Genomic DNA, 25,556 nt, shown 5'->3' with positions numbered 1-25,556 from the left:
TAATGTTAAAGAAAGTCACTCCACTGATCTTAGTTGCTGCTGTTGCAGCGTGCAGTTCACCACTTGAGCGTCGCCAAGCAAACGGTAGTGAAGACTATGTTCAGGCTGAGCAAACGCCTTTGCTGAAAATCCCCGCAGGATTAAATACACCGCCCTACAATAAAGAATTCGATGTGCCTGCGTTAGGGTCTAAAGTCAACGCTACGCTGTATGGTAAAGATTTAGATATCCGCCCACCACTGCAAGTACTGCCGATGGCAGAGGGTACTCGTGTGGAAGAGGGCAGCGATAATATTAAAATTGTTATTGAATCTATTGATAATAGTATCGATTTGAAACAAGAAATATTTGCCAACTTAGATGGTTTTTTTGCGCAAAAGGGCATCGTGATCCGTAGCCGTGATTTTGACAAAGGCAGCATAGAAACCGATTGGATTGAAAGTCGTGAAGTGATCGAATCGAGCATGTGGGGTTCTGATAATGTTTATCTCCTTCGCCAGCGTTATCGTTTTGATGTTGAGGCTCGTCCGCATGGTCGTACTGCGAATATCGTTATTCATTTAGTTGAGCACGAAGAGTTTTTTGATGATAAAGCGCAAAAAGTATTGTTAAACGGTGAAGATAAACAAAGATATACGATTGATATGCTTAACAGTGCTATTGCCTATATCAGTATTAAGCGCGAACAATCGATTCAAGCTAATCGTTTGAAACAAACCTTAGGTATTAATGTCGATCTGGTTACACCGGAAGACGGCAAAGCTTACTGGTCTGCTAAAGCGCCTTATAAACAAGTGTGGGATCGCCTGCGTATTGTGCTGCCTGAAATGGGCTTTGAAATTGCCGATATGGACAGTAGTAAAGGATTGTACTTTATCAAGTTTGACGATAACTCAGGTTTCTGGAGTTCATTATGGGGCGAAGATAAGCTAGCGCTGAAAGAAGGTAATTACCGTTTACTGCTTGAAGATGGCGACACGCCTGAAGAAACTAAAATCTTCTTACGCGATGGCGAAGATAAACCATTGAGTGATGAAACAGTCACTAATGTGTATAAGTCACTGTCAAACCTGATGAAAGAAGAACGTAAACTACGTTAATATTATTCATCATTTAAAAGGGCGAATTATCGCCCTTTTTTATTGGCAAATTTTTAGCTTTTGCAGTTTATTTAACCGAATCATGCTTTGGTACTTTATTCGGTTATAACAATGTAATTTGTAAGAAAAAGTAAAACGTATTGCTGCGATGATGTGAGTGAGTAAACTAGCCGTTAATAATGTGAGTCATTCTTGGAAGCCCGATGAAAAAAATAATGATATTAATCGCTCTTGTGGTCGCAGCTTGGTTTGGATACCAAGCTTTGCAACCGCAAGAGGTTACGACTGCCCAGATTAAGCTCATGCCTAACGTGGTGATCGCCACAGCGGCCATGGCACCCATTCGCGATGAAGTCGAGGCTATCGGCACCAATAAGGCCTTTGAGTCGGTGACGATTACGCCTAAAGTGACCGATATAGTCACCGCACTTAAGTTTGATGATGGCGACATAGTGAAAAAGGGCACATTGCTCGTTCAATTGCAGAACGCTGAGCAAATCGCAAAAGTGAAAGCCGCGCAAGTTAAAGTCAGCGATAACCAACGTGAATTCGCCCGAATTAGCTCATTAGTGACAAGCCGCACGGTGGCAGAGTTAGAGCGCGACAGATTACAAACGTTAATTGATACCACCCGCGCTGAGCTAGAACAGGCACAATCATCACTTAACGATCGCAGCATTCTAGCGCCTTTTAATGGTCGCCTAGGGTTACGACAAATCAGCATAGGTAGTTTGGTTTCCCCTGGAACTGTGATTACCACATTGGATGATATCGCCAAGATTAAACTCGATTTTTCAGTACCTGAACGTTTTATTCAAGATTTAGTCCCCGGTAAAAAGGTCGAAGCTAAAGCTGTCGCATTTCCTGATATTATTTTTAAAGGTGTGGTGACATCGATTGATAGTCGCGTGAACCCCACAACACGTACAGTGATTGTCCGCGCTGAAATCCCTAATCCTGAACTGCATTTATTACCGGGTATGTTGATGAAGGTGAAACTTATCAAACGTAGCCGTGAAGCCTTGATGTTGCCAGAGTCCGCCATTATCCCAATTCAGAATAATCACTATGTTTATAGCGTTAATAGCGACAAGGTGATTGAGCGTAAACAAGTGACTATTGGCATTCGTACCCGTGGTTGGGTAGAAATATTAGACGGTTTAGCCTTAGGCGAAAATGTGGTTATTCGTGGTCTACTAAAAGTCCATCCTGGGGATGAAGTGCAAACGGAGTTTGCTGAAAAATTTAGTTATCTTGCGGATTCAAGCGCGGAGCCAAGTGTATGATACTTACCGATCTCTCGGTTAAACGGCCCGTATTTGCCTCGGTAATCAGCTTGTTACTTGTCGCTTTTGGTCTGGTGTCCTTTGGTAAATTACCGCTGCGAGAATACCCAAACATTGACCCACCGGTGGTGTCTATCGACACTAACTATCGCGGCGCCAGTGCCGCAGTGGTTGAAAGTCGAATAACCCAATTAATAGAAGACAGAATAAGTGGCGTCGAGGGCATTCGTCATGTGAGCTCATCGAGTAGTGATGGCCGCTCATCAGTAACCTTAGAATTTGATATTAATCGTAATATTGAAGATGCGGCTAACGATATACGCGATCGTATTTCAGGTTTACTCGATAATTTGCCCGAAGAAGCTGATCCCCCTGAAGTACAAAAAGCCAATGGTGGCGATGAAGTGATCATGTGGCTCAATTTGGTGTCAGATAAAATGACCACCTTAGAATTGACTGATTATGCCAACCGTTACTTGTCGGATCGCTTTTCGGTGGTCGATGGCGTGGCGCGGATGCGAATTGGTGGCGGAAAAGTTTATGCCATGCGCGTTTGGCTTGATAGGCAAGCTTTGGCATCGCGCAGTTTAACCGTTGCCGATGTAGAAGCTGCGCTCAGAGCCGAAAACGTCGAATTGCCCGCCGGTTCAATAGAATCAAAAGAGCGCCATTTTACCGTACGGCTTGAGCGTGGTTATCGCACCGCCGAAGATTTTGCTAACTTAGTCATTACTGAAGGGGAAGATGGTTATTTAGTTAAATTGGGCGATGTGGCGCGGGTAGAAATTGGCTCAGAAGAAGAGCGGATTATGTTCCGCGGTAACAAAGAGGCCATGATAGGTTTAGGCGTGTCTAAGCAGTCAACCGCGAATACCTTAGAAGTTGCACGGGCGGTGAATGCGCTGGTCGACAAAATCAATCCAACTTTGCCTGCGGGCATGTCGATAAAACGCAGCTACGATAGCTCAGTGTTCATCGAAGCCTCGATTAAAGAAGTGTACCAAACCCTGTTCACCGCAATGGTCTTAGTGATTATTGTTATTTATCTGTTCCTTGGTAGCGTGCGTGCTATGTTGATCCCGGCGATTACCGTGCCAGTGTCCTTACTAGGCACATTTATCGTATTGTATGCGCTCGGCTATACCATCAACCTTTTAACGTTATTGGCGATGATCCTTGCCATTGGTATGGTGGTCGATGATGCGATTGTGATGCTCGAAAATATTCATAGGCGGATTGAGGAAGGCGACTCGCCGCTCAAAGCTGCTTTTCTGGGCGCGCGCGAAGTCGCCTTTGCGGTTATCGCGACCACTTTAGTGTTGGTTGCGGTATTTATGCCAATTACTTTCTTAGAGGGAGACTTAGGTAAGTTATTCAAAGAGTTTGCCGTGACTATGAGTGCTGCCGTACTGTTTTCTAGCGTGGTTGCACTAACTCTTACGCCGATGATGTGCTCTAAGTTACTCAAGCCAAGCTCGCAGGATTCTTGGTTGGTACGTAAGGTTGATGGCATCATGACCAAGGTATCAAACCGTTATCAATTATCCTTAAAATCTGCCATGGCCCATCCGTTATTAATGTCGCTTCTGGTGTTAATTGCGTTAGGGTGTAGTGCTTATTTAGTCCAGAAAGTACCACAGGAATTTGCGCCACAGGAAGATAGAGGCTCGTTATTTTTGATGGTTAATGGTCCTCAAGGTGCGAGTTACGAGTACATAGAATCCTATATGAATGAAGTAGAAAACCGCTTGATGCCATTAGTCGATACGGGCGATATCAAACGCTTACTCATTCGTGCCCCCCGTGGTTTTGGTCGTTCGGCAGATTTTTCTAACGGTATGGCAGTTGTTGTGCTCGAGGATTGGGGGCAGCGTCGTCCAGTCAAAGAGGTGATAACCGATATCAATAAACGTCTTGCTGATCTTGCCGGAGTACAAGCATTTCCGGTTATGCGTCAAGCCTTTGGCCGCGGCGTGGCTAAACCTGTGCAGTTTGTGATAGGTGGTCCCAGTTATGAAGAGCTTGCCCGTTGGCGCGATATCATGATGCAAAAGGCCGCTGAGAACCCCAAATTACTGGGTTTAGATCACGACTATAAAGAAACTAAGCCTCAGCTAAGAGTGGTGATTGATAGGGACAGAGCGGCAAGTCTTGGGGTGTCGATTTCGAATATTGGTCGTACGTTAGAGTCCATGCTCGGTTCACGCTTAGTTACAACCTTTATGCGTGATGGTGAAGAATACGATGTCATCATTGAAGGTGAGCGTAGTAATCAAAATACCGCCGCAGATCTGCAAAATATCTATGTTCGTTCTGAACGCAGTCAAGAGCTTATTCCGCTATCTAACTTAGTGACGGTAGAAGAGTTTGCTGATGCGAGTTCGCTTAATCGTTATAACCGTATGCGCGCTATCACCATTGAAGCCAGTTTAGAAGATGGTTATAGCCTTGGTGAAGCCCTTGATTATATGAACCAATTGGCACGTACCTATTTACCCGCCGAAGCAGTGATAAGCTACAAGGGCCAGTCCCTCGATTACCAAGAGTCGGGTAGCTCTATGTATTTTGTGTTCTTGCTGGCGCTGGGAATTGTATTCTTAGTTTTAGCGGCGCAGTTCGAGAGTTACATTCATCCTATGGTGATTATGCTTACTGTACCACTGGCCACAGTGGGTGCCTTGGCTGGTTTGTGGTTCACCGGGCAAAGTCTTAATATTTACAGTCAGATAGGTATTATTATGTTGGTCGGGTTGGCGGCTAAAAACGGTATCTTGATTGTCGAGTTTGCCAACCAATTGCGCGATAAAGGCGTTGAATTTGATAAAGCCATTATTCAAGCCTCAGCGCAGCGCTTACGACCTATTCTCATGACAGGTATTACCACTGCCGCTGGCGCTGTGCCTCTGGTCATGGCCGCAGGCGCGGGTGCTGAAACCCGCTTTGTGATTGGTGTGGTGGTATTGTCAGGGATTTTATTGGCAACCCTATTCACTATCTTCGTGATCCCCGCCGCTTACGGACTGTTCGCCCGTAACAGCGGATCGCCTGAAGCCATAGCTCAACAGTTAGAAAAGGAATTAGCTGAGGATTAATGTTCATCCCAAGTTCAGGTTAAAGTAATGAAATAAGGCGCTTGATACTCATCAAGCGCCTTATTTTTCGCCATTTGAACCTCGTTTTACCCCTTACCCTTGAAATGTCAATTTGGAGCCCCATTTAAGTAACCACTAAGCGTTACTTTGCCTAATTGCGTAATAAATGAGGGAAACTTTCATGTCACAACAAGAAACTCATGGTTTTCAAACTGAAGTCAAACAGCTGTTGCATCTGATGATCCATTCTTTGTATTCCAACAAAGAAATTTTCTTGCGTGAATTGGTCTCCAACGCCGCCGATGCAGTGGATAAGCTGCGTTATCTTGCGCTGACCAATGACGCTCTATACGAAGGTGATGGTGAACTACGAGTTCGTATCAGTGCCGATAAAGAAAAAGGTACTGTTACCATCGAAGATAACGGTGTGGGTATGACCCGTGACGGCGTGATTGAGCATTTAGGCACAATCGCAAAATCAGGCACTGCAGATTTCTTTAAAAATTTATCTGGCGAATCTTCAAAGGATTCACAGTTAATCGGCCAGTTTGGTGTCGGTTTTTATTCAGCCTTTATCGTGGCTAAAAAAGTCACAGTTCGCACTCGCGCTGCCGGTCATAAGGCCGATGAAGCGGTATTGTGGGAATCAGAAGGTGAGGGTAACTTCACTGTTGAAAACATCACTAAGGCGACTCGTGGTACTGAAATCACTTTGCACCTACGTGATGAAGAAAAAGAGTTTGCTGATGATTGGCGCCTGCGTTCAATCATTACTAAATACTCAGATCATATCTCTGTACCAGTTGAAATGTGGCAAGAAGGCACGCCAGAGAGTGATGATGCTGATGGCGAAAAAATTCCAGCAACTGAAGGTTCTTGGAAAGTCATGAACAAGGCTACGGCTTTGTGGATGCGTAATAAAGCCGACATCAGTGATGAAGAGTATCAAGAGTTTTACAAGCACATTTCCCACGATTACACCGATGCGCTGATGTGGAGCCACAATCGTGTAGAAGGTAAGCAAGAATACACCAGCTTATTGTATATCCCCGCTAAAGCGCCTTGGGATATGTGGAATCGCGATCGTAAACACGGCTTAAAATTGTTTGTACAGCGCGTATTCATTATGGATGACGCCGAGCAATTTATGCCATCTTACCTGCGTTTTGTGCAGGGTTTGATTGACTCAAATGATTTGCCGTTGAACGTATCCCGTGAAATTCTGCAGGATAACCACGTAACTAAAGCAATGCGTACTGGTATCACTAAACGTGTGCTTGGCATGCTGGAAAAACTGGCAAAAGACGATGCAGAAAAATATCAACAGTTCTGGGCTGAATTCGGCCAAGTACTAAAAGAAGGCCCTGCGGAAGATTTCGCAAACCGTGAACGTATCGCGGGCTTATTACGTTTTGCCTCGACTCATACCGGCAGCGCTGCACCAACTGTGTCACTCGATGACTACATCAGCCGCATGAAAGAAGGCCAAACTAAGATTTACTATATTGTTGCTGACAGCCATGAAGCTGCCGCTAACAGCCCACATCTAGAGTTACTACGCAAAAAAGATATCGAAGTATTATTGATGTCAGAGCGTGTTGACGAGTGGCTAATTAATCACTTAGCTGAGTACAAAGATAAACAATTGCACTCAGTAACCCGTGGTGATTTAGAGCTTGGCGAGCTTGAAGATGCATCAGAGAAAGAAGCACAAGAAAAGCTTGAGCAAGAATCGGTAGCTTTAGTTGAACGTATTAAAGCAGCGTTAGGCTCTGCCGTTGCTGATGTGAAAGTCACCTCTCGCTTAACGGATACTCCAGCCTGTGTTGTAGCGGGTGACGGCGAAATGTCGACGCAGATGATCAAGCTGATGCAAGCTGCAGGTCAGAGCGTACCAGAAGTGAAGCCAACGTTTGAGATCAACCCAGCGCATCCATTAGTGTCGCGCCTAAATGATCTTCAAGATGAGGCGGCCTTCACCGATTGGTCAAATCTGTTGCTGCAACAGGCGCAATTGTCTGAAAAAGGTAGCCTAGTAGATCCATCGGCCTTTATTAAGCTGATGAACCAAATGTTACTGGCTAACATGAAGTAAATAAATATCGGGGCCTTCTTTTAGAATGGCCCCGATATTGTTTTAATGGCAGTAAGATGTAATTAAGAGTCTAGCCTGTCATAAAATACGTTTGTGTATGATAAAGGCCTTAAGCACTAAGGGAATACTATGGATCATATCCTCAGCCTGACTAAAGACAACATTCAGCAAGTGGTTGATGCCTCGATGCAACAAATCGTGGTGTTAGCATTTTGGGCGCAGCCGCAAGAAGATAGCGTGGCTATGCTACGCACCTTAGAGCAAATCGCCACGCAAAATGCAGGTCGATTTGTGCTGGCAAAAGTCGACTGTGAAGCTGAATTAGAAATCGCCAATTACTTTCGCATCCAGAGCTTGCCTACCACATTAGTATTAGATAAAGGCCAACCTATTGATGGCTTTGCGGGGGTACAAGATAGCGCGCAAGTGATGGCAATGCTCGATAAACATTTGCCGCCCATGTGGCAGTTACAATTGGCCCAAGCTAAAGAGTTACTCGCTTTGAGCCAAGTCAGTGCAGAGGATCTTGCTACCGCCACCGTATTATTAAAAGAAGCTCATTTGGGGTCAAATCAAGCGGGTGAAGTGAGCTTAGTGCTTGCTGATATATATTTAATGCAGGGCGAATTGGTGTTAGCGCAAACCATGCTTGAAAAAGTAGGGTTAGCCGACCAAGACGGTTATTACCAGAGTTTGAAAGCTAAACTGGCGCTTGCCTTAGATGCGGCAGACACCCCAGAAATTCGTGATTTACAGCAGAGATTTGAGCAAAATCCAACTAATTTAGTGTTATTACTCGAACTGAGTAAAGCATTGCATAGTGCTCACCGTGAAGATGAAGCATTAGCAATGCTATTTTCTGTGCTCAGTAAAGATTTAGGTGCTGAAAATGGCGCAGTAAAACAAGTGTTTATGGAAATATTAACTGCACTTGGGCAAGGTAATCCTATTGCAAGTCAATACCGACATAAGCTTTATACCTTGCTCTATTAATGATAAAAATAGCGGTGAAAGTCGCATCTATTTGCGCTTTCTGAGGCTAAAGTCGAAGCTAAAACCCTTCTCAATAGCGGTTAGATGTGCGAATATCGCTGTCCTAAGAAGAATATCAATGCGAAAAGAGGACTTTTCAGATGCGCATTATCCTACTAGGTGCCCCAGGCGCCGGTAAAGGTACCCAGGCCCAGTTCATTATGGAACAGTACGGTATCCCACAAATTTCCACTGGTGATATGTTACGTGCCGCAGTAAAAGCCGGTACACCACTGGGTTTGGAAGCAAAGAAAGTGATGGATGCTGGTCAACTGGTTTCTGATGATCTGATCATCGGTCTGGTTAAAGAGCGTATCGCACAGGAAGACTGTGTTAAAGGTTTCTTATTAGACGGTTTCCCACGTACTATCCCGCAAGCGGATGCAATGGCGGCAAACGGCATTAGTATTGATCACGTGATTGAAATCGATGTGCCAGACGAAGAAATCGTTAAGCGCATGAGCGGCCGTCGTGTTCACCCTGGTTCTGGCCGTGTTTACCATGTGGTTTTCAATCCACCTAAAGTGGAAGGCAAAGACGACGTAACTGGCGAAGATTTAGCCATCCGTCCCGATGACGAAGAAAGCACAGTGCGTAAACGTCTGGCTATTTACCACGAGCAAACTAAGCCGCTAGTTGAATATTACGGTAAAGTCGCTGCAGCTGGTAAGACACAATACAACAAGTTTGACGGCACTCAATCAGTTGCGGCCGTGAGTGAGCAACTTGCTAGTGTGCTGAAGTAACCTAAAAAGGTTAATTTACGAGAACCAGTTCTCATATTAGGAAAAGCCTGCCGATGCAGGCTTTTTTTATGCGCATCTCAATGTTAGCCTCCGAGTGAACTTCATTAACCATGAGCCTAACGTTGAATCCTTCCCCTGCTTTTGGTGTGCTATTGGTAAACCTTGGCACACCTGATGAACCTAGTCCTAAAGCTGTTAAACGATTTTTAAGGCAGTTTTTAAGCGATCCACGCGTAGTTGATTTATCGCCGTGGATTTGGCAACCGTTACTGAACGGCATTATCCTTAACACTCGTCCCGCTAAAGTTGCGAAACTCTACCAAAGCGTGTGGACGGCTGAAGGTTCCCCTTTGATGGTGATTAGTGAGCGTCAAGCACAAAAACTCACCGTGGACTTAAGTGCAACCTTTAACCAGACTATCCCTGTTGAGCTCGGTATGAGTTATGGTAATCCATCAATTAATGCAGGGTTTGAACGCCTAAAAGCTCAAGGGGCTGAACGCATAATCGTGTTGCCATTGTATCCTCAATATTCTTGTTCGACGGTGGCAAGTGTATTTGATGCGGTGGCAAGTTATCTCAAAACCATACGTGAAATACCGCAAATTCGTCTTAATAAGGATTATTTTAACCACAGCGCTTATATAGCCGCACTGGCTCACAGCGTGACGCGTCATTGGAAAACCCATGGTCAGGCTGATAAGTTACTGTTGTCGTTTCATGGTATTCCGCAGCGGTATGTCAAAGAGGGCGATCCTTACCGCGAGCAGTGTTTTACTACCGCAAAACTATTAGCACAAAAACTTGCACTGCATGATTCGCAATGGCAAGTGTGTTTTCAGTCGCGCTTTGGCCGCGAGCAATGGCTCACTCCCTATGCTGATCAGTTACTGGCTGAGTTACCTGCCCAAGGGGTAAAAAGTGTTGATGTGATTTGTCCTGCTTTTGCTACCGATTGCCTCGAAACCTTAGAGGAAATCTCCATCGGCGCTAAAGAAACCTTTTTAGCTGCAGGTGGCAGCGACTACCGGTTTATTCCTTGTTTGAACGACGATGAGTTACACATTGAATTGCTACGGCAATTAATCCAAGAACAAGCCATCTCTTGGGTATAATGGCACTGGCTTCAAGCTGATTTTGTGGTAGAATTTGCGCCCTTCCGGCTAAGGGGTGGTTTTTTGTCTCGCTAGCCTAGACTCAATATTTTAGGATGCTGGGTGGTCTTATCGCCGCGCCAGACGCCAATTAGCATGGATGCCAGGAAAAGAGAACCACTATGAAATTTCCCGGTCAGCGTAAATCAAAACATTATTTCCCGGTTAAAACCAGAGATCCGCTGCTTGAGCAGCTGACTCAACAGCCTCAGCCGTTTGCGACCTATATCAGCGGTATTGATCAAACCTTAGTGGATATCGAAGCGAAAGTAGAAGATGAGTTGCTCAGCCGTTATGGCTTGCCCAAAGGTAACTCGACCCTGATTAATGATGAACAAGCCCACAGACTCTACACAGAGTTAAAAATTCATGGCTTGATTAGCGATGAGTTTGCTGGTGGTACTATTGGTAACACAGTACACAATTATTCTATTCTGGCCGATGACCGTTCTGTATTGTTCGGGGTGATGAGCCAGAATATCGAAGTAGGCAGCTATGCTTACCGCTATTTATGCAATACCTCTTCTAAAGTTGATCTTAACTATCTACAGCCTGTCGATGGCCCTATCGGTCGCTGTTTTACGCTGATTTCTGATTGTGGTGAGCGCACTTTTGCTATTAGCAAAGGCGCGATGGACAAACTCACGCCTGAATATATTGATAAAGACGTGATACAAGGTAGCTCAGCTTTAGTGTTGACCGCATATCTGATGCGCGCCAGCGGTGGTGATCGTATTACCGATGCAGCCATGTGCGCTATTGAATATGCTAAAGCTGCGGAAGTGCCAGTAGTGCTGACATTAGGCACCCGATTTTTGATTGAAGAAGACCCTCAATGGTGGCAAAACTTTATCAAAGAACATGTCACTATTTTGGCCATGAATGAGGACGAAGGTGAGGCATTAACCGGTTCTCGCGACCCACTGCTTGCCAGTGAAAAAGCCTTGGAATGGTGTGACATGGTATTAACCACCGCTGGTCCTATCGGACTTTATACTGCAGGTTATACCGAAGACTCCGAGAAGCGCGAAACCACCCACACCTTATTACCTGGTGCTATCCCCGAATTTAATCGTTATGAATTTTCTCGGCCTAAATTGAAGGTTGACTGTGAAACACCGATTAAAGTGTTTGCACACATTTCACCTTACATGGGCGGCCCTGAAAAAATTGGTAACACCAATGGGGCCGGTGATGGCGCATTATCGGCGTTATTGCATGACCTTGCTGCTAATACGTTCCATAAAACTAACGTACCAGGCTCGAGTAAACATAAGCGTGATGGCCTGTGTTACTCGTCGTTCTCTCAAGTGTGTAAGTACGCCAATCGTGTGGCTTATGAAGTGCTAGCCCAGCATAGTCCACGCTTATCCCGTGGTTTACCTGAGCGCGAAGACAGCCTAGAAGAATCCTATTGGGGTAGGTAACTATCTATCGGCTTTAGTTATTTATTGATTATTAAATAGGGCAATAACGGCGCACCGTTGTTGCCCTTATTTTTATCGATGAAGTTATCATCAAGCGGATAATCGATAATTTTAGCTACAGGCGGTTACGAATAAATGTTAACGTAAGTGAGTCCTGATACAGCGATTATTAAGGTGGAATTTTCGGTGAAAGCGCAAATCTTAAGAGAAATGAAAGTTCTCTCGGCCATAGAGCCAGAGTTTGAAGTACAACGTCGTGTCGCATTTATTAAAACCAAACTAAAAGAAGCACGCAGCAAGACGTTGGTATTAGGCATCAGTGGTGGTGTTGATTCTTCTGCTGCTGGGCGATTGTGCCAATTAGCGGTAGAGAGCTTGAACCATGAGGATAGCCAAGGAGGATACCAATTTATTGCGGTACGTTTACCCTATCAAATTCAGCAAGATGAACATGAAGCTCAGCTTGCTTGTCAATTTATTCAACCCTCTAAGTTAGCGACCATCAATGTACACCAAGGCGTCGATGGCATACATAGTGCGACAATTGCAGCGTTAGCTGAGGCAGGCTTGCCACTGCCTGATTCGGCTAAGGTTGATTTTGTTAAAGGTAACGTTAAAGCACGTATGCGCATGATTGCCCAGTATGAACTCGCTGGTTTGGTTGGCGGGCTGGTGGTGGGCACTGATCACAGCGCTGAAAACATCACTGGCTTTTATACTAAATGGGGTGATGGCGCTTGCGATTTAGCGCCTTTATTTGGCTTGAATAAACGCCAAGTACGCAAGCTTGCGGCCTATCTTGGAGCTGATGACATCTTAGTGAATAAAGCGCCCACCGCGGATTTAGAAGACAATAAGCCGTTACTCGAGGATGAGGTCGCACTAGGGCTAACCTATGCACAAATCGATGATTTTCTTGAAGGCAAAGATGTCGGTAAAGCGGTCGAAGAGAAGTTAATCGGTATTTATAAGTTAACACAGCATAAACGCCGACCTATCCCCACCATTTACGATTAATATTTTACTGTCATTCAATCAGCACTCGTTTGAATTTTTCGCGAGTGCTTTTTATTGACTGAAATTTCATGTTGTGGATGCGCTAGCAGAGTTGATTACAGCGTCATTATTTGCTGGCGAGTGAGTTCAATGAGCTGATTCGGGTATTGGCGATAATCTAGATAAGGCGTGAGTAGGCAATACTGTGCTGGGTGTGTCGGCAGTTTAATGAAGGTAATCGATTTATGTTGTATTGATAGCAGCTGTGCAGCGTTAGTGTAATCGATAGTTGCCAAAGAGAGCCCTAAACGGTGAGCGGCCATTTGCCCCGCAACGATATGAACCTTAGCGCTTGCAATCAACTCAGTGCCGCCGATGCAGATCATCTCATTACGTTTTAGTAATATTTGGTCGCGGTAATGACGCCAATCCCCCTCAGGTAGGCTAATTTTTGCCATAATAGTGAATATCTTACGCCAATGATTACCGTTTAGGGCGATTAGCGCCGCGATAGCTTCTACTTGACTGTAATGCCAACCGTCAGGTATCAGTGGTGGGGTAGGCAAGTAGTAGGCGAATTGGCTTTGCGGATGACCGATTATCATGTTGTTTTATTATCTAATCCAAATGAAGGGAAAACCTATGTTAACCTTATTTTTTGTAATGTGTTGAGTAGGCTGATAAAAGTTTTGTGTATTTGGGTAAAAATCTTGCTAGTTGTGTTTATCTAAATTTAACCGTTTCATTGAATGACTTATTTATTCTATTTGAAGGACCGCTATGAAGGCCATCATCATAGGCTCGACAAAACACGTATTTTTAGCCGCGGTGTACGCGAGTATTGGCATAGTGTTGGCGTTACTCGTAACAGGCATTTATCTTCTTAATGCACGGCCAGAACTGTCGCTTTGGCACACCGTTGAGCTTAAAAATGAGTTTCATTATGATACTAAACTGACTCACTTTGATGAATATTTAGCATTAGAAGATAAATTATTCGCCGAAGTTGAACGTAAAGTAGTACAAAAAATTCCCGCCAGTGAATTTTCTCCTGTGAATCGCTACGTTAAACATAGTTTGTCAGACCCTGCTCATTGGTCACAAAATTGGAATCGTAGTTTTGAATGGCCTGTGGCAAATGCAGAATTTGGAGTATTACTGCTCCACGGTATGTCTGATTCGCCCTATGCTTTATCCAATGTGGCGGCGCATTTTAAGGGTAAAGCCCACGTGCTGGGTTTAAGATTGCCAGGGCATGGCACTATTCCTGGCGGATTAACTGAGTTGTATTGGCAGGATCTCGCAGCAGCGGTGGACTTAGCTACAGCGCATATGCACCAAGCACTTAAAGGTAAACCGTTATTTGTGGTTGGCTTTTCGACCGGCGCCGCAGTGGCGCTTAATCATGAATTAGCACGCGTCCGCCAAGATAAAACCGCAGATTATACTGGGATGATTTTTATCTCTCCCGCGATAGGCCTTGCGCCAATAGCCGCCGCTGCACGCTGGCAAAGCTGGATAGGCCGATTGCTGGAGCTGGATAAATTACAATGGAACAGTCTTCAAGTTGAATACGATCCCTTCAAATATAACTCTTTTGCGGTTAATGCAGGGGATGTGGTGTATCAATTGGCGCTGCGTAATCAAGGGATGTTAGCAGAATTAACTGCGGCGCAACGCATGCAAATTCCATCGATACTGACGTTTCAGTCAGTCGTTGATGCCACCGTGTCCTCCTTGGCAGTGGTTGATAATCTTTATCAGTTGTTGCCAGATAAAGGCCATGAACTGGTGCTGTTTGATATGAATCGACTCGACATTAATGTCAAACTGATCAGCAATGATCCTCTGACTTTTTTGCAGCATAGCATCAACAGTGAGCAGCTACATTATCGTGGCACCGTGGTTGAAAATGTCAGCCATGACTCCACACAAGTACAAGCGCGCGGCTTTGGTCTAAACCAACAAGGTGAATGGCTTACGCAAAATAATAAACAAGTCCAAACACTTGATTTGTTTTGGCCTGCGGGTGTGTACTCTTTGTCCCATGTGGCACTGCCATTTGGTATAGAAGATGGTCTCTATGGGGCTGTTATCAAATCAGATCATCGTCGAATTCAAATCGGCGCGGCCGCTTCGCGTGGAGAGCGAGGGTTATATAGTGTGCCAGCATCTGAAATGTTGCGACAAAAATGGAACCCTTTCTTCCCCTATTTGCTAGAACGGATTGATGAATATCGGCTCGCTCAGATGCAGTAGCTTATTTTACGCCCCATATTGAATAAATCTTTATCACACAGGCCAGAAACTAAGCAGTTAATCAAAGAGATGTCATGAATCCCTTGCGCAGTTGCAAGGCAATTGCTACAGTTCTGGCTCACTTAAGGTTAACCCCACAAATAGTATCTTAAGTGACAAGTGATAAAGATTAATTTAGTGATAAAACATGCTAAGTTACAGCAAGTTAAATACGAGCTGCTATTTTAACGCACTTAATAATTTCGGTATGTAGCGCAGCCCGGTAGCGCACTGTCATGGGGTGTCAGGGGTCGGAGGTTCGAATCCTCTCATACCGACCAAATTCTAGACTTGATTGTGACATTATTTTAAAATTTAAAGTAAGACCACTGTTAAGTTAAAACAAAACCCCGTGTTAGCATTGCTAAAACGGGGTTTTGTTTTATGTATTGTTTATGGCTAGAAACACCCACATAAACATACCTTACGAGCCCAGTATTAAAAACTTCATTGAGTGGACATTTATCTATGCGCGCTTTTGTTTTACGAGCAAGATCTGCACCGACTGATAGTCAGTTGCTTTTAGCATCCGTTGGCCAAGAAGCGCACACCGAAATTTTAGCGCACACTTTGATGAATACGATTTTTGTGGCTCAGTCACATCGTAACGATGTTGTCGTTTATCTGGTATTAGAAAGTACTAACGATTTCTCCCGTACTATCTGTTTCGATACTCGAAATATTTGCCATATTGGTGGTTTTCACGAGCAAGCTTTGCTTGCAAAAATAGCCAAAGCGTTAGATATTTCAAGGGGTATGACCAAAGAGCAAACGCGTATTGTTGACCAAGGAATTAGTGTAAGCACCATTAGTTTTGAAAAATTGGTGCAAGAACTCGCGGTCGATTATCAATTGTTTATGATGGATAAAAAGGGCACCTCGATCCGTGAGCAAGAATTTGTGGGAAACCCCTGCTTCTTACTAACTGACCATATTCCTATGCCGAAAAAAAGCTTTAATACCCTAAAACGACTTGGGGCACAAAAAATCAGTCTTGGACCAAAAATGTTGTTTGCTTCACAGTGCGTGGTACTCATTCACAATGAATTGGACATAAATCAATAACTACTTAATTTTATTGAGCTATCGCTAATTTTAGCCTTTAGTCAGTAAGCCCCATTTTTAAATGGGGCTTTTTTGTTTTTAAACGATTCATCACGACGTATTGTTAAACGGCTTTACCAACTGTTGTTAACTATGGTTTCGATTCTATAAATAAGAGTTTTAATATAAGGGCGTTAGCTTTTACTAAAATAGCCACTAAAGAGGCGTTATATTTTACCTTTTAAAAATTCAATGGCTTTTTGTGCTCGCAGTGACAAAGGCCATTCCGCTCGGTGGATAAGCCAAATGGTGTCTACGACTTGGCTACCACATTCCACAACGTAAATATCCTCTTGGCGCTCAAAGGCTTTTCGGGCGTATTGTGGGATCACGGTAAAACCAAGCCCCTTTGCGACAGGTTCGAGGATCAAACTTATCTGGTTTGTAAATCCATGGTAGGGGATTTCTTGAATACTGGGGCTATCGGGGCATTTACGGCTAAGTAGGCGAGTGGCCATCGCTTCACCATCTGGGTGAGATATAAAGCCAAGTTTTTGTAAATCAGGCCATTCGGTATTTTTCTGACTGGCAGGTACCACTAATTCCAAGGGTTCTTCAGTAAAATAGGTACTCGTAATGCGTGGATCGGTGGGCTTTAATGTCACCATTCCCAATTCATGTTCGTTCGCTAAAATAGAGGCCACTATCTCATTATCTGGCGCAAAACGATGGCGGACATTAAGCCTAGGAAACGCCTCTTGTAACTCCAGTAATAGCGGATACAGGGTTAGCCCAATGCTGCCTGGTGTAATAAGGCTTATATCGCCTGTATCTGTGTCATCGTGGATAAGCTTTTGTTGTAGGCGTTTTTGGGCACACTCGACTTCTTTTACATAGGTGAGCAGATTTTCCCCTACGGGAGTGATTTCAAGCTGGCGGGTACGGCGCAAAAATAGTGTGCCATATCTATCTTCTAAGCGACTGATATGTTGGCTCACGGCCGCCTGAGTAATCCCGATAGCTTCCGCCGTGCGAGTAAAGTTGCCTTTCTCGACCAAAACAGCAAAGGTATGTAGCCACTGTGGATTTATCATAAGTAAACTTTATCAAATCTATAATCTATATGTGCTTTTAATTATGGCACGATGGGGCTAGTCTGTCGCCATTGAATTGTAGTGACAACAGAAACAGGAAATCCCATGGTCGATTTATTTTCATCTTTTAAGCTCAAAGATATCACCCTCAAAAACCGTATTGCTGTAGCACCTATGTGCCAATACCAAGCCACTGATGGCCTCACTAACGAGTGGCATCAGGTACATTACGCTAGTCTTGCCAGAGGCGGCGCTGGACTTGTGGTGGTTGAAGCCACTGCGGTATCTCCAGAAGGACGCATTACGCCAAAATGTCTTGGATTATGGAATGATGAACAAGCACAAGGTTTAGCTAAGATTGCTAGCGCGATTAAAAATGCGGGCGCTGTGGCAGGGATTCAAATTGGTCATGCCGGCCGTAAGGCGAGTGCCCATATTCCGTGGGAAGGCGATGATCATATTGCACATGATGATCCACAAGGTTGGCAGCCTATTTCGCCCTCAGCGACGGCGTTTGGTGCTAATTTACCGGTTGTACCTACGGCCATGACGGTTGAAGATATTGAGCGTGTTCAAGCGGATTTTGTTGCGGCAGCGCAGCGCGCTTTAGCGGCTGGCTTTGAATGGTTAGAATTGCATTTTGCCCACGGTTATTTAGCCCAGAGCTTTTTCTCAACTTATGCTAACCAACGTACCGATAAATATGGCGGCAGCGCAGAAGGGCGTGGCCGCTTTTTATTAGAAACGGTTGCAGCAGTACGGGCAGTTTGGCCCCAGCATTTACCTTTAACTGCGCGATTTGGCGTGATTGAATTTGATCATAAAGATGAAGAAACGCTTTGTGAGTCAATCGCCTTGGTAAAGCAATTTAAACAAGCCGGTTTGGATATGCTTAATGTTAGTATTTGTTTCTCAACACCGACCGCCAATATTCCTTGGAGCCCTGCATTCTTAGCGCCTATTGCCGCGCGTGTTCGACAGGAAGTCGGCTTCCCTGTGGCCACATCGTGGGGCATGGATAATCCAGTACACGCTAATAGCGCAATTGAAGATGAACAAATGGATCTGGTAATGATAGGAAAAGCCTTTTTAGCTAATCCGCATTGGCCATATCAAGCGGCGCAAACGTTAAAAATTACCCGTCCATCTTGGGTATTACCGGCCCCTTATGCACATTGGTTAGAGCGTTACTCAACAGTCAAAGCCGATTAGTCGATAGCAGACTCAAGCTTGAGCTTATTTTTAAAGCCACTATCAATTGATAGTGGCTTTTTGCGTTAGCGGCAAAGATATGATCTTTAGACCCAAATACAAAAAAGCCCCGCTCTTGGAAGAGTGGGGCTTTTCAGTTGAGCTCATTGCTAAGCTATAGATGATATTAATGGTTATAGAAACGCCGGCCTTCACGCATCACTTCAATAAGCTCTGGTGCACTCATTTTTTTATTGAGTCTATGTTGATAATTTTCATCATAAATACGGTACTTTCCGTGGCGGTCAATCACGGTGACTTCAGCCTGTTGGTAAATGGCGAAGATAGTGCTATCCCCAATATAAATCCACGTTTCTTTACTCGGTTGCAGTAGGCTGCGACCAGCGCTGTAATCTGTAGTGTGATTAGTACAACCTAAAATATGAGTCATCAGTGTGGGGACTAAGCCGTAATGACTGGTTCGGTATTTGACCTTGCTCGCACTCGCCGCTTTGGGCCAGTGAATAACTAACGGCACTTTGACACTCTGTGGGGATAAATTGCGGTAAGCTTCATCAGTATTACTGGTAAATATTTTACCATTCACACCAGTGATAATGACCAAGGTGTCGCTCGATACCTGCGCCAAAATCGCTTTAAGTTGTTGATCAATAAAATACAATGATTGGCGATACTGGTTAAACAATACTTTTTGTGCCGGGGTTAAGGCTGGATCCGCTTTTATTGTTTCTACGCCGAGAAATCCTACTGGAGTATCGAAATTTTCTGGTGCCTTTAAGTTGAGCAGTGCAAACCAAGGTTTATCTTGAACACTGTGCCACTGGTTAAAATTGGCTACAGTTTGCAAGTCAGCATCGGCACTACCATTGCTTTCGTTAGCAACCACTGGCGAAAAGTCATTAAACATCGCCTGTGATGAGCGTAATTTGAGATTCGTTTCGGGTATAAATAGTCCCAGTTGATAACCTGCTTGCTGAAAGGTTCGGGTTAATACAGGGCTGGTGCTATTAAAAATACGGGCATCTCCATAGCTGCCTTGTAGACCATAAAGTAGCGAGAACATACCGGTTCTAAATTGGTTGCCACCACTAAAATGTTGGGTAAAAGATTGATTGGTTTCAGTGTACTGGGATAAGAATGGCATGTTTCTATTATCGACCATATCAGCGCGTAAACTGTCGATGGTGATCATTAACACATTCGGTTTCGTGTCAGCTTGGCAGGTGAGCGGTTGCTCAGGATAATTCAATACACTGGTATTGTGGTTTTCGTCTTGGGATGAACCGTCTATACCATGGCTTTCCATAAAGGAGCGCGCTGTTGCTGGGTAAGATAGCGGATAAATCTCGTCTAAACGGGTTATTTCGGTAACATCGGCTGCATCGGCCCAAATGTGGATCAAGTGGCTACTAATAAAGCACACGCCAACTAAGGTAATCACTTTATTGCCTAAATTTAGCTTTTGAATTTTATCAATGCGTTTCCACAAAAAGTTAGCCGCGGTAAGTTCTATGGCGATAATGGCTAACGGCGTGACGATATAAGAAGTGCCATGGAGCAAGGCATTAAGATCTGCCCAAGCTAAATCAAAGGCAAAAGGACTTAAGTGCATACCATAATCGGCATAAACAATGGTGTCGTATAATAAAATACATAGACTTAACGTCGCAATTACTGCCGCAATACCCCTTAATATCTTTGAATAGGGCAAGATAAAGGTCTGTGGGAATAGACAGATTAAGTAGGCAATAAAAGCGAGAAAGCTAAACTGACCAATAGTGCTGACACCAAGGTAAATCCAGCCATACCAGGTTTCAGGATAACCCACACTGCCAATATATCGGCAGCCAACTATCATGGCTAATATGCCATTGAAGAAGGCGAACCAATGTCCCCAGTTGATGAGCCGTGAGACTCTGTCTCGGCTCATTTGCTTTTTCCGCTCGACCATAGTGATCCGTTTATTCCTAAAAGACCTTGTAACTTATCTGCTTTTGACAACGATTACCCAGTTAACTTACTGGGATTTAACCGATTGTGCGAGTGCTTTTGCAAATTGTTCAGCTACGGTTTTACGTGATTCACTGGGCACTTTACGTTCAAGCAGGTTAGTCACGCAGTTACCCAATGCCATGAGGCTCAGGTCTGTCGGTGCTTTATGCTTTTCTAACACAGCCAATATTTCGGCGATTAATGATTCTACTTGAGTGTTTGAGTATTTAGATTGGATTGCCATAATCAAAAAATGTTTCACTTTGGAATGGATTAGCGGCATATAATAGCGGAATTATCCCAGTATCACTATCAGGGCTTATGAGTATTAACATCGAACACGCAATTATTCACGAGATTTCCCAGGACAGTCAGGGGCAATTACGCTGCCGTTTGCGTCCTCAACCTCTGCTGAACGGTCAGGCGGTCGAGATGATGCTCGACGAATTACACCAGACTTATACGGGCAAAGCCGGTAAAGGTTTTGGCTATTTTGGCATTCAGGGTGACGACGGCGAGGCTAACCCCGCTTTTGCCAATGCCTTAACTCAATACCGTAGTAACGATTTAGGGTTTGTGGAGTTTTCAGGCCAAGCCAGTAAATTACTACAAGAAGAGTTGTCTAAATATGACTTTAGCCAAGGCGGATTTTTACTGATGTCTTGCTACACCAGCATCACTAGCGATTATCTGTTCGTGGCCTTGTTAAGTGCTAAATCGTCGATGACAGTGTTAGATGATATGGAACTGTCGCAAAATAACCACTTGGATTTAAATAATATCCAATTGGCGGCGCGTATTGATTTGACTGAGTGGCAAGCAGATAAAGAATCCCGTAAATATATTTCCTTTATCCGTGGCCGTGCGGGACGTAAAGTCGCTGACTTCTTCCTCGATTTTATGGGCTGCGTTGAAGGTGTAAACACCAAAGCGCAAAACAAAACCCTAATGAATGCGGTTGAAGATTTTGTTGCCAGCAGTGAGCTGACTAAAGACGAGCGCCAGCAGTGCCGTAATAAAGTGTTTGAATATTGTAGTGAGCGCTTTGATGAAGGTGCTGATATCGAAATTAAAGATTTGGCCGATGAGCTCGCTGATGAAGGCATGGACTCTTTTTATGATTTTGCCCGTGGTGGTAATTATGATCTTGATGAAGAGTTTCCTGCAGATAAATCAACCCTGCGCCAACTGAAGAAATTTTCGGGCACTGGTGGGGGATTAACTTTAAGTTTTGATGGCGGACATTTAGGCCAGCGGGTGATTTACGATCCCATTTCTGACACAATTTTAATTAAAGGTGTGCCAGCAAACTTAAAAGATCAGCTCGACCGTCGTCTTAAAGGCGAATAGCGACTGATTAAGCCATCGCTTTAATCTAGACAGTGAAAGGCCGAACGTAGTTACGTTCGGCCTTTTTGTTGAGATTAACGCTATCTATATCGATTTAGTGGACCGCGCTGCGATTTAATGACTCGTTTGGTTAAATGGCTCTGGGCGCGGTGTGTTCTTATTTGATGGTGGCAATATAGGAAGTACGATTTGGGGTTGATCGCCCGTCAAGCTGACAAGAAAGGCCAGCATTTCTTTGATTTCTTTATCTGACATTTTCTGACCGAGTTGAATGTCCGCCATGGTGTTAATCGCGTCTTCAAGTTCCCATACACTGCCGTCATGGAAGTACGGATAGGTCAACTCAATATTGCGCAGTGTTGGCACTTTAAACACAAATTTATCTGCTTCTTTGCCCGTGACGCCTTTGCGGCCTTCGGCGGGATTGTTGGTGTGGAAGGGTTTAATTAAGCCCATTTTCATATACATAGTGCCACCAACGGCGGGACCGTTATGACAGCTCACACAACCCTTATCTTTAAAGAGCTGGTAGCCTGCTTTCGCATCCACACTGATAGCATCTTGCTTGCCCAATAAATATTGATCGAAAGGACTATTTGGTGTCACTAAGGTTTTTTCAAAGGCGGCAATGGCATCGGTTAAACGGTCAACATTGACTTTTTCATCACCATAAACCTGAGCAAAACGAGCTCGATAGGCGGGTATAGAACTGATCGTTTCTGTGGCAAGATCGTGGGTAAATCCCATTTCCATCGGGTTAGCAATAGGGCCTGCAGCTTGCTCTTTTAAATCACTGGCGCGGCCATCCCAAAATTGTGCCAGCATAAAGTCGGCATTAAGCACTGTGGGTGAATTAATTGGACCTTGCTGCCAATGGTGACCAATAGATGTGGGGAGTGCATCAACACCACCTGTCGCTAAATTATGGCAAGAGTTACAAGAGATAAAACCAGACTTAGACAGTCTTGGTTCAAAAAACAACATTTTACCGAGTTCGACTTTTTCTGGTTCGGTAATCTTCACGGCCTTTATGACTTCGATGGGCTCGGCAGCGACGGCGTGGGCATTCACTAAAATGCCCGTAATGATAATAGCAATAGCGGTGAGTTTGATCATGTTGCTTCCCTCTATATAACCTTACTTAGATTGTGGTTTATAGGGAGCTTAGCGACTAATGTTGTCAAGTGGTAACGCTTTATTTCGATTGGGTCTATCGCTGTTGCGGATTAAGTATTTGCGATCTAATGCACTGTTTTTATTTACTTACTCAGTTAGGTTTGTTGTTTGGCTCAAGATGTTGCCCGCCAATCGTCAGGCTCGATACATCATCATTATATCCCTTACTTGTATTTGTCAATTTGACTATGTTATCGATTAGTCATCCTTCAATAATCCTGTTTGTGTCATCAATGCCTGCATATATATAACCCCAAGTGGATTCATGTGTCGCGGCAATAGACAGAATTGATTAGAATCCCCATTCAATATTGAGCGCTTCATTGTTGGAGCCTCAAGTGAGTACGCTTAGCCATTGCTAAGTCGTGCTATTAAATAAATAGGCGGACTGTTTTCTGCTGAGGAGCATCAATGCAACTATTTGTAAAAGATTTAACGGTAATCGACTTTTCCTACTTGTGCACTAAGCGTGGCATGGTGGGGGAGAGTTGGATTGTTGATGTACTGCTTGAAGGCGGATTAGACGAGCAAAATATGTTGCTCGATTTTGCAAAAGTGAAGCGCACGATAAAACAAACGATTGATATGGTAGCCGATCATCGTTTATTAGTACCCACTGCGTGCAGTAATGTGCGTTGGCAGCAGCAGGGCGATCGAGTATGGATGGATTTTGACAGCTTATTGGGCCCAATGCATTTGGCCTGCCCGTCGCAAGCATTTGCTTTAGTACCGAGTGAACAAATTGATCTATCAAGCGTTAATGCATTTCTGCAAAAAGCGTTACGTGAAACGTTACCGAAAAATGTTGAATGGATTACTCTAACGTTGAGGCACGAAATCCTCGATACGCCTTATTATCATTACAGCCATGGTTTACGTAAGCATGATGGTAATTGCCAACGTATTGCCCACGGACATCGTAGCCCTATTCATATTTTTGAAAATGGTCATCCGGCACTCAAATGGGATCAGTATTGGGCTAAGCGGTGGCACGATATTTATTTAGGGAGTGAGGAGGATTTAGTGTCTGTTGATAGCCTTAGCCTATCGGCGCAAACGCGCGTCTGTGACGACACGCACTATGGTTTCCATTATCAAGCGCCCCAAGGGGACTTCCAATTAGCGATCCCAAAAAATTGCTGTGATTTAATCCCGCACGACACCACGGTGGAGTTGTTAGCCGACTTTATCGCGACTACCTTGGTTGCAAAAGTCCCCACCAGCCAGTTTAAAGTGGTAGCGTTTGAAGGAGTAGGCAAAGGCGCGATAGTGACTAAGGGATAAACGTTAAGATAGGTTGCTTGCTTGAGCGCACCACAGATGCACGACTGACTTAATCAGTGGTCTTATTGATTATAGTATTATTTGGCTGCAGATTAGTTGGTTACGCATTAGTTGGTTACGCATTAGTTGGTTACGCATTAGTTGGTTACGCATTAGTTGATTACAGATAAGGATTTTTTGTGAAAATGTTTGAAACACATATACCGCCACGGTTATTTCATCGTGTATTCATTAGCTGTTTACGCTCTGCACGTGGCTTATCGGCATTATTAATTTTAGGTTCAGTGCTTATAGCGCCTCAGGTGCAAGCACAAGTGAATTTACAGGGTAAGCTAGAACAAGGCGCATTAATGCGGGGTCACGTGCCTGCGGGGACTCAGGTTGCCTTAAATGGTGAAGCTATTAAGGTAACCTCTGATGGTAATTTTGCCTTTGGTTTTGATCGTGATGGTGAATTGAGTCAGCAGTTAACTTTAGTTTATCCGAGCGGCTTAACTGAGGTTAAACCCTTGACCTTGACTAAGCGTGAGTATGATATTCAAAGTGTAAAAGGGATCAGCTCAAAAATTATGAAGCCCGATCCCGTAGCACAGCAAAGAGCAGCAAAAGACAGCGCGCAGGTAAAAGCCGCGCGGGCGAGCTTTAGCAATCAAACCGCATTTATGCAGGAGTTTATTTGGCCATTAACGGGCCGCATTTCAGGCGTATATGGTAGTCAACGTATTTATAATGATGTACCAGGTAATCCACACTTTGGTGTAGATGTGGCGGCAAAAACCGGTACAGTGGTGGTCGCGCCGGCTGATGGTGTTATTAGTCTTTCTGTGCCTGACATGTTTTATTCTGGCGGGACTATGGTGATCGATCATGGATATGGCGTGAGCTCGAGTTTTTTACATTTAAGTAAGCTTTACGTCAAAACAGGTGAAGTGGTTAAGCAAGGCCAAGCTGTGGCAGAGGTTGGCGCGACAGGTCGAGCTAATGGCCCACATCTAGATTGGCGGGTGAACTGGTATCAAATGCGCCTTGATCCCACAACCATAGTGCCGCCAATGGCAACGGTATTGGCAAATGAGAAAGCGAAGAAAACGGCTGTAAAAGGTTAGGTTTAACACTATACAAAAATGGCGCAATGTTGCGCCATTTTTGTGTGCTGCTTACCGTTAAAACTTCGTATT

General features: G+C 44.3%; 20 protein-coding genes and 1 tRNA gene. 16 read left to right on the top strand and 5 right to left on the bottom strand.

The window, feature by feature from the left end; genetic code table 11:
* The first annotated feature begins 2 nt into the window (after positions 1–2).
* From bamC to nadE, 9 genes are all read left to right on the top strand, one after another.
* Positions 3–1,100, top strand: coding sequence for an NlpB/DapX family lipoprotein (bamC, locus tag C9I43_RS08370; protein WP_107883143.1), 1,098 nt, complete (start codon positions 3–5; stop codon positions 1,098–1,100).
* Positions 1,101–1,303: 203 nt separating this feature from the next.
* On the top strand, positions 1,304–2,386 hold the full coding sequence (locus C9I43_RS08365; protein ID WP_107883142.1) for an efflux RND transporter periplasmic adaptor subunit: 1,083 nt from the start codon (positions 1,304–1,306) through the stop codon (positions 2,384–2,386).
* Positions 2,383–5,478 carry an efflux RND transporter permease subunit gene (locus tag C9I43_RS08360; protein ID WP_076499573.1) on the top strand — a complete coding sequence of 1,032 codons (3,096 nt, stop codon included), beginning with the start codon at positions 2,383–2,385 and terminating at the stop codon, positions 5,476–5,478. Before C9I43_RS08365 ends, C9I43_RS08360 begins: the two co-directional genes overlap by 4 nt.
* 181 nt (positions 5,479–5,659) lie before the next feature.
* Positions 5,660–7,573: a molecular chaperone HtpG gene (htpG, locus tag C9I43_RS08355; protein WP_107883141.1), complete on the top strand. Its 1,914-nt coding sequence runs from the start codon at positions 5,660–5,662 to the stop codon at positions 7,571–7,573.
* Positions 7,574–7,702: 129 nt separating this feature from the next.
* A complete protein-coding gene (locus tag C9I43_RS08350) occupies positions 7,703–8,566 on the top strand; it encodes a co-chaperone YbbN (RefSeq protein ID WP_107883140.1) in 864 nt (287 codons plus the stop codon).
* Positions 8,567–8,706: 140 nt separating this feature from the next.
* Positions 8,707–9,351, top strand: a complete 645-nt coding sequence (gene adk / locus C9I43_RS08345) for an adenylate kinase (RefSeq protein ID WP_076499579.1) — start codon at positions 8,707–8,709, stop codon at positions 9,349–9,351.
* Between the two features lie 110 nt (positions 9,352–9,461).
* Positions 9,462–10,466: a ferrochelatase gene (gene hemH, locus C9I43_RS08340; protein WP_076499581.1), complete on the top strand. Its 1,005-nt coding sequence runs from the start codon at positions 9,462–9,464 to the stop codon at positions 10,464–10,466.
* A gap of 161 nt (positions 10,467–10,627) precedes the next feature.
* Complete coding sequence (locus C9I43_RS08335) at positions 10,628–11,932, top strand: inosine/guanosine kinase (RefSeq protein ID WP_076499583.1); 1,305 nt, start codon at positions 10,628–10,630, stop codon at positions 11,930–11,932.
* A gap of 186 nt (positions 11,933–12,118) precedes the next feature.
* A complete protein-coding gene (nadE, locus tag C9I43_RS08330) occupies positions 12,119–12,949 on the top strand; it encodes an NAD(+) synthase (RefSeq protein ID WP_107884090.1) in 831 nt (276 codons plus the stop codon).
* 95 nt (positions 12,950–13,044) lie between these two features.
* Here the strand turns inward: nadE and C9I43_RS08325 are convergent, their stop codons facing one another.
* The gene (locus C9I43_RS08325; RefSeq protein WP_107883139.1) at positions 13,045–13,533 is read right to left on the bottom strand and encodes a DUF6942 family protein; all 489 of its coding nucleotides are present in this window, start codon (positions 13,531–13,533) and stop codon (positions 13,045–13,047) included.
* Between the two features lie 175 nt (positions 13,534–13,708).
* Here C9I43_RS08325 and C9I43_RS08320 point away from each other — a divergent pair, with 175 nt between their 5' ends.
* The 3 genes from C9I43_RS08320 to trmY all read left to right on the top strand — a co-directional run bounded on the left by C9I43_RS08320 (position 13,709) and on the right by trmY (position 16,291).
* Positions 13,709–15,187, top strand: coding sequence for an alpha/beta hydrolase (locus C9I43_RS08320; RefSeq protein WP_107883138.1), 1,479 nt, complete (start codon positions 13,709–13,711; stop codon positions 15,185–15,187).
* 243 nt (positions 15,188–15,430) lie between these two features.
* Positions 15,431–15,507 (top strand) — tRNA-Pro (locus C9I43_RS08315).
* A 187-nt stretch (positions 15,508–15,694) separates the two neighbouring features.
* On the top strand, positions 15,695–16,291 hold the full coding sequence (gene trmY / locus C9I43_RS08310) for a tRNA (pseudouridine(54)-N(1))-methyltransferase TrmY (protein ID WP_076499597.1): 597 nt from the start codon (positions 15,695–15,697) through the stop codon (positions 16,289–16,291).
* Positions 16,292–16,497: 206 nt separating this feature from the next.
* Here the strand turns inward: trmY and C9I43_RS08305 are convergent, their stop codons facing one another.
* Complete coding sequence (locus C9I43_RS08305) at positions 16,498–17,364, bottom strand: LysR family transcriptional regulator (protein WP_076499598.1); 867 nt, start codon at positions 17,362–17,364, stop codon at positions 16,498–16,500.
* 105 nt (positions 17,365–17,469) lie between these two features.
* On the opposite strand from C9I43_RS08305, the gene C9I43_RS08300 reads away from it, so the two are divergent.
* A complete protein-coding gene (locus tag C9I43_RS08300; protein ID WP_107883137.1) occupies positions 17,470–18,576 on the top strand; it encodes an NADH:flavin oxidoreductase/NADH oxidase in 1,107 nt (368 codons plus the stop codon).
* Between the two features lie 166 nt (positions 18,577–18,742).
* On the opposite strand, the gene C9I43_RS08295 is transcribed toward C9I43_RS08300, so the two are convergent.
* The gene (locus tag C9I43_RS08295) at positions 18,743–20,527 is read right to left on the bottom strand and encodes a DUF3413 domain-containing protein (protein WP_107883136.1); all 1,785 of its coding nucleotides are present in this window, start codon (positions 20,525–20,527) and stop codon (positions 18,743–18,745) included.
* Positions 20,528–20,593: 66 nt separating this feature from the next.
* Positions 20,594–20,812 (bottom strand): YejL family protein, encoded by a 219-nt coding sequence (locus C9I43_RS08290; RefSeq protein ID WP_107884088.1) that lies wholly within the window; start codon positions 20,810–20,812, stop codon positions 20,594–20,596.
* Positions 20,813–20,889: 77 nt separating this feature from the next.
* On the opposite strand from C9I43_RS08290, the gene yejK reads away from it, so the two are divergent.
* On the top strand, positions 20,890–21,918 hold the full coding sequence (gene yejK, locus C9I43_RS08285; RefSeq protein ID WP_076499602.1) for a nucleoid-associated protein YejK: 1,029 nt from the start codon (positions 20,890–20,892) through the stop codon (positions 21,916–21,918).
* A 114-nt stretch (positions 21,919–22,032) separates the two neighbouring features.
* Here the strand turns inward: yejK and C9I43_RS08280 are convergent, their stop codons facing one another.
* Positions 22,033–23,034, bottom strand: coding sequence for a cytochrome-c peroxidase (locus C9I43_RS08280; RefSeq protein WP_076499603.1), 1,002 nt, complete (start codon positions 23,032–23,034; stop codon positions 22,033–22,035).
* Positions 23,035–23,505: 471 nt separating this feature from the next.
* On the opposite strand from C9I43_RS08280, the gene C9I43_RS08275 reads away from it, so the two are divergent.
* Both C9I43_RS08275 and C9I43_RS08270 read left to right on the top strand, forming a co-directional pair.
* Positions 23,506–24,378: a 6-carboxytetrahydropterin synthase gene (locus C9I43_RS08275; RefSeq protein ID WP_107883135.1), complete on the top strand. Its 873-nt coding sequence runs from the start codon at positions 23,506–23,508 to the stop codon at positions 24,376–24,378.
* 185 nt (positions 24,379–24,563) lie between these two features.
* Positions 24,564–25,484, top strand: coding sequence for a M23 family metallopeptidase (locus C9I43_RS08270; RefSeq protein WP_373316184.1), 921 nt, complete (start codon positions 24,564–24,566; stop codon positions 25,482–25,484).
* Positions 25,485–25,556 lie beyond the last annotated feature (72 nt).

This window comes from Shewanella morhuae, assembly GCF_003028295.1.
In the GTDB taxonomy this organism is placed as follows: domain Bacteria; phylum Pseudomonadota; class Gammaproteobacteria; order Enterobacterales; family Shewanellaceae; genus Shewanella; species Shewanella morhuae.
Note: the sequence above shows the minus strand (reverse complement) of the source record. Positions and strands in the feature narration are given on the sequence as shown.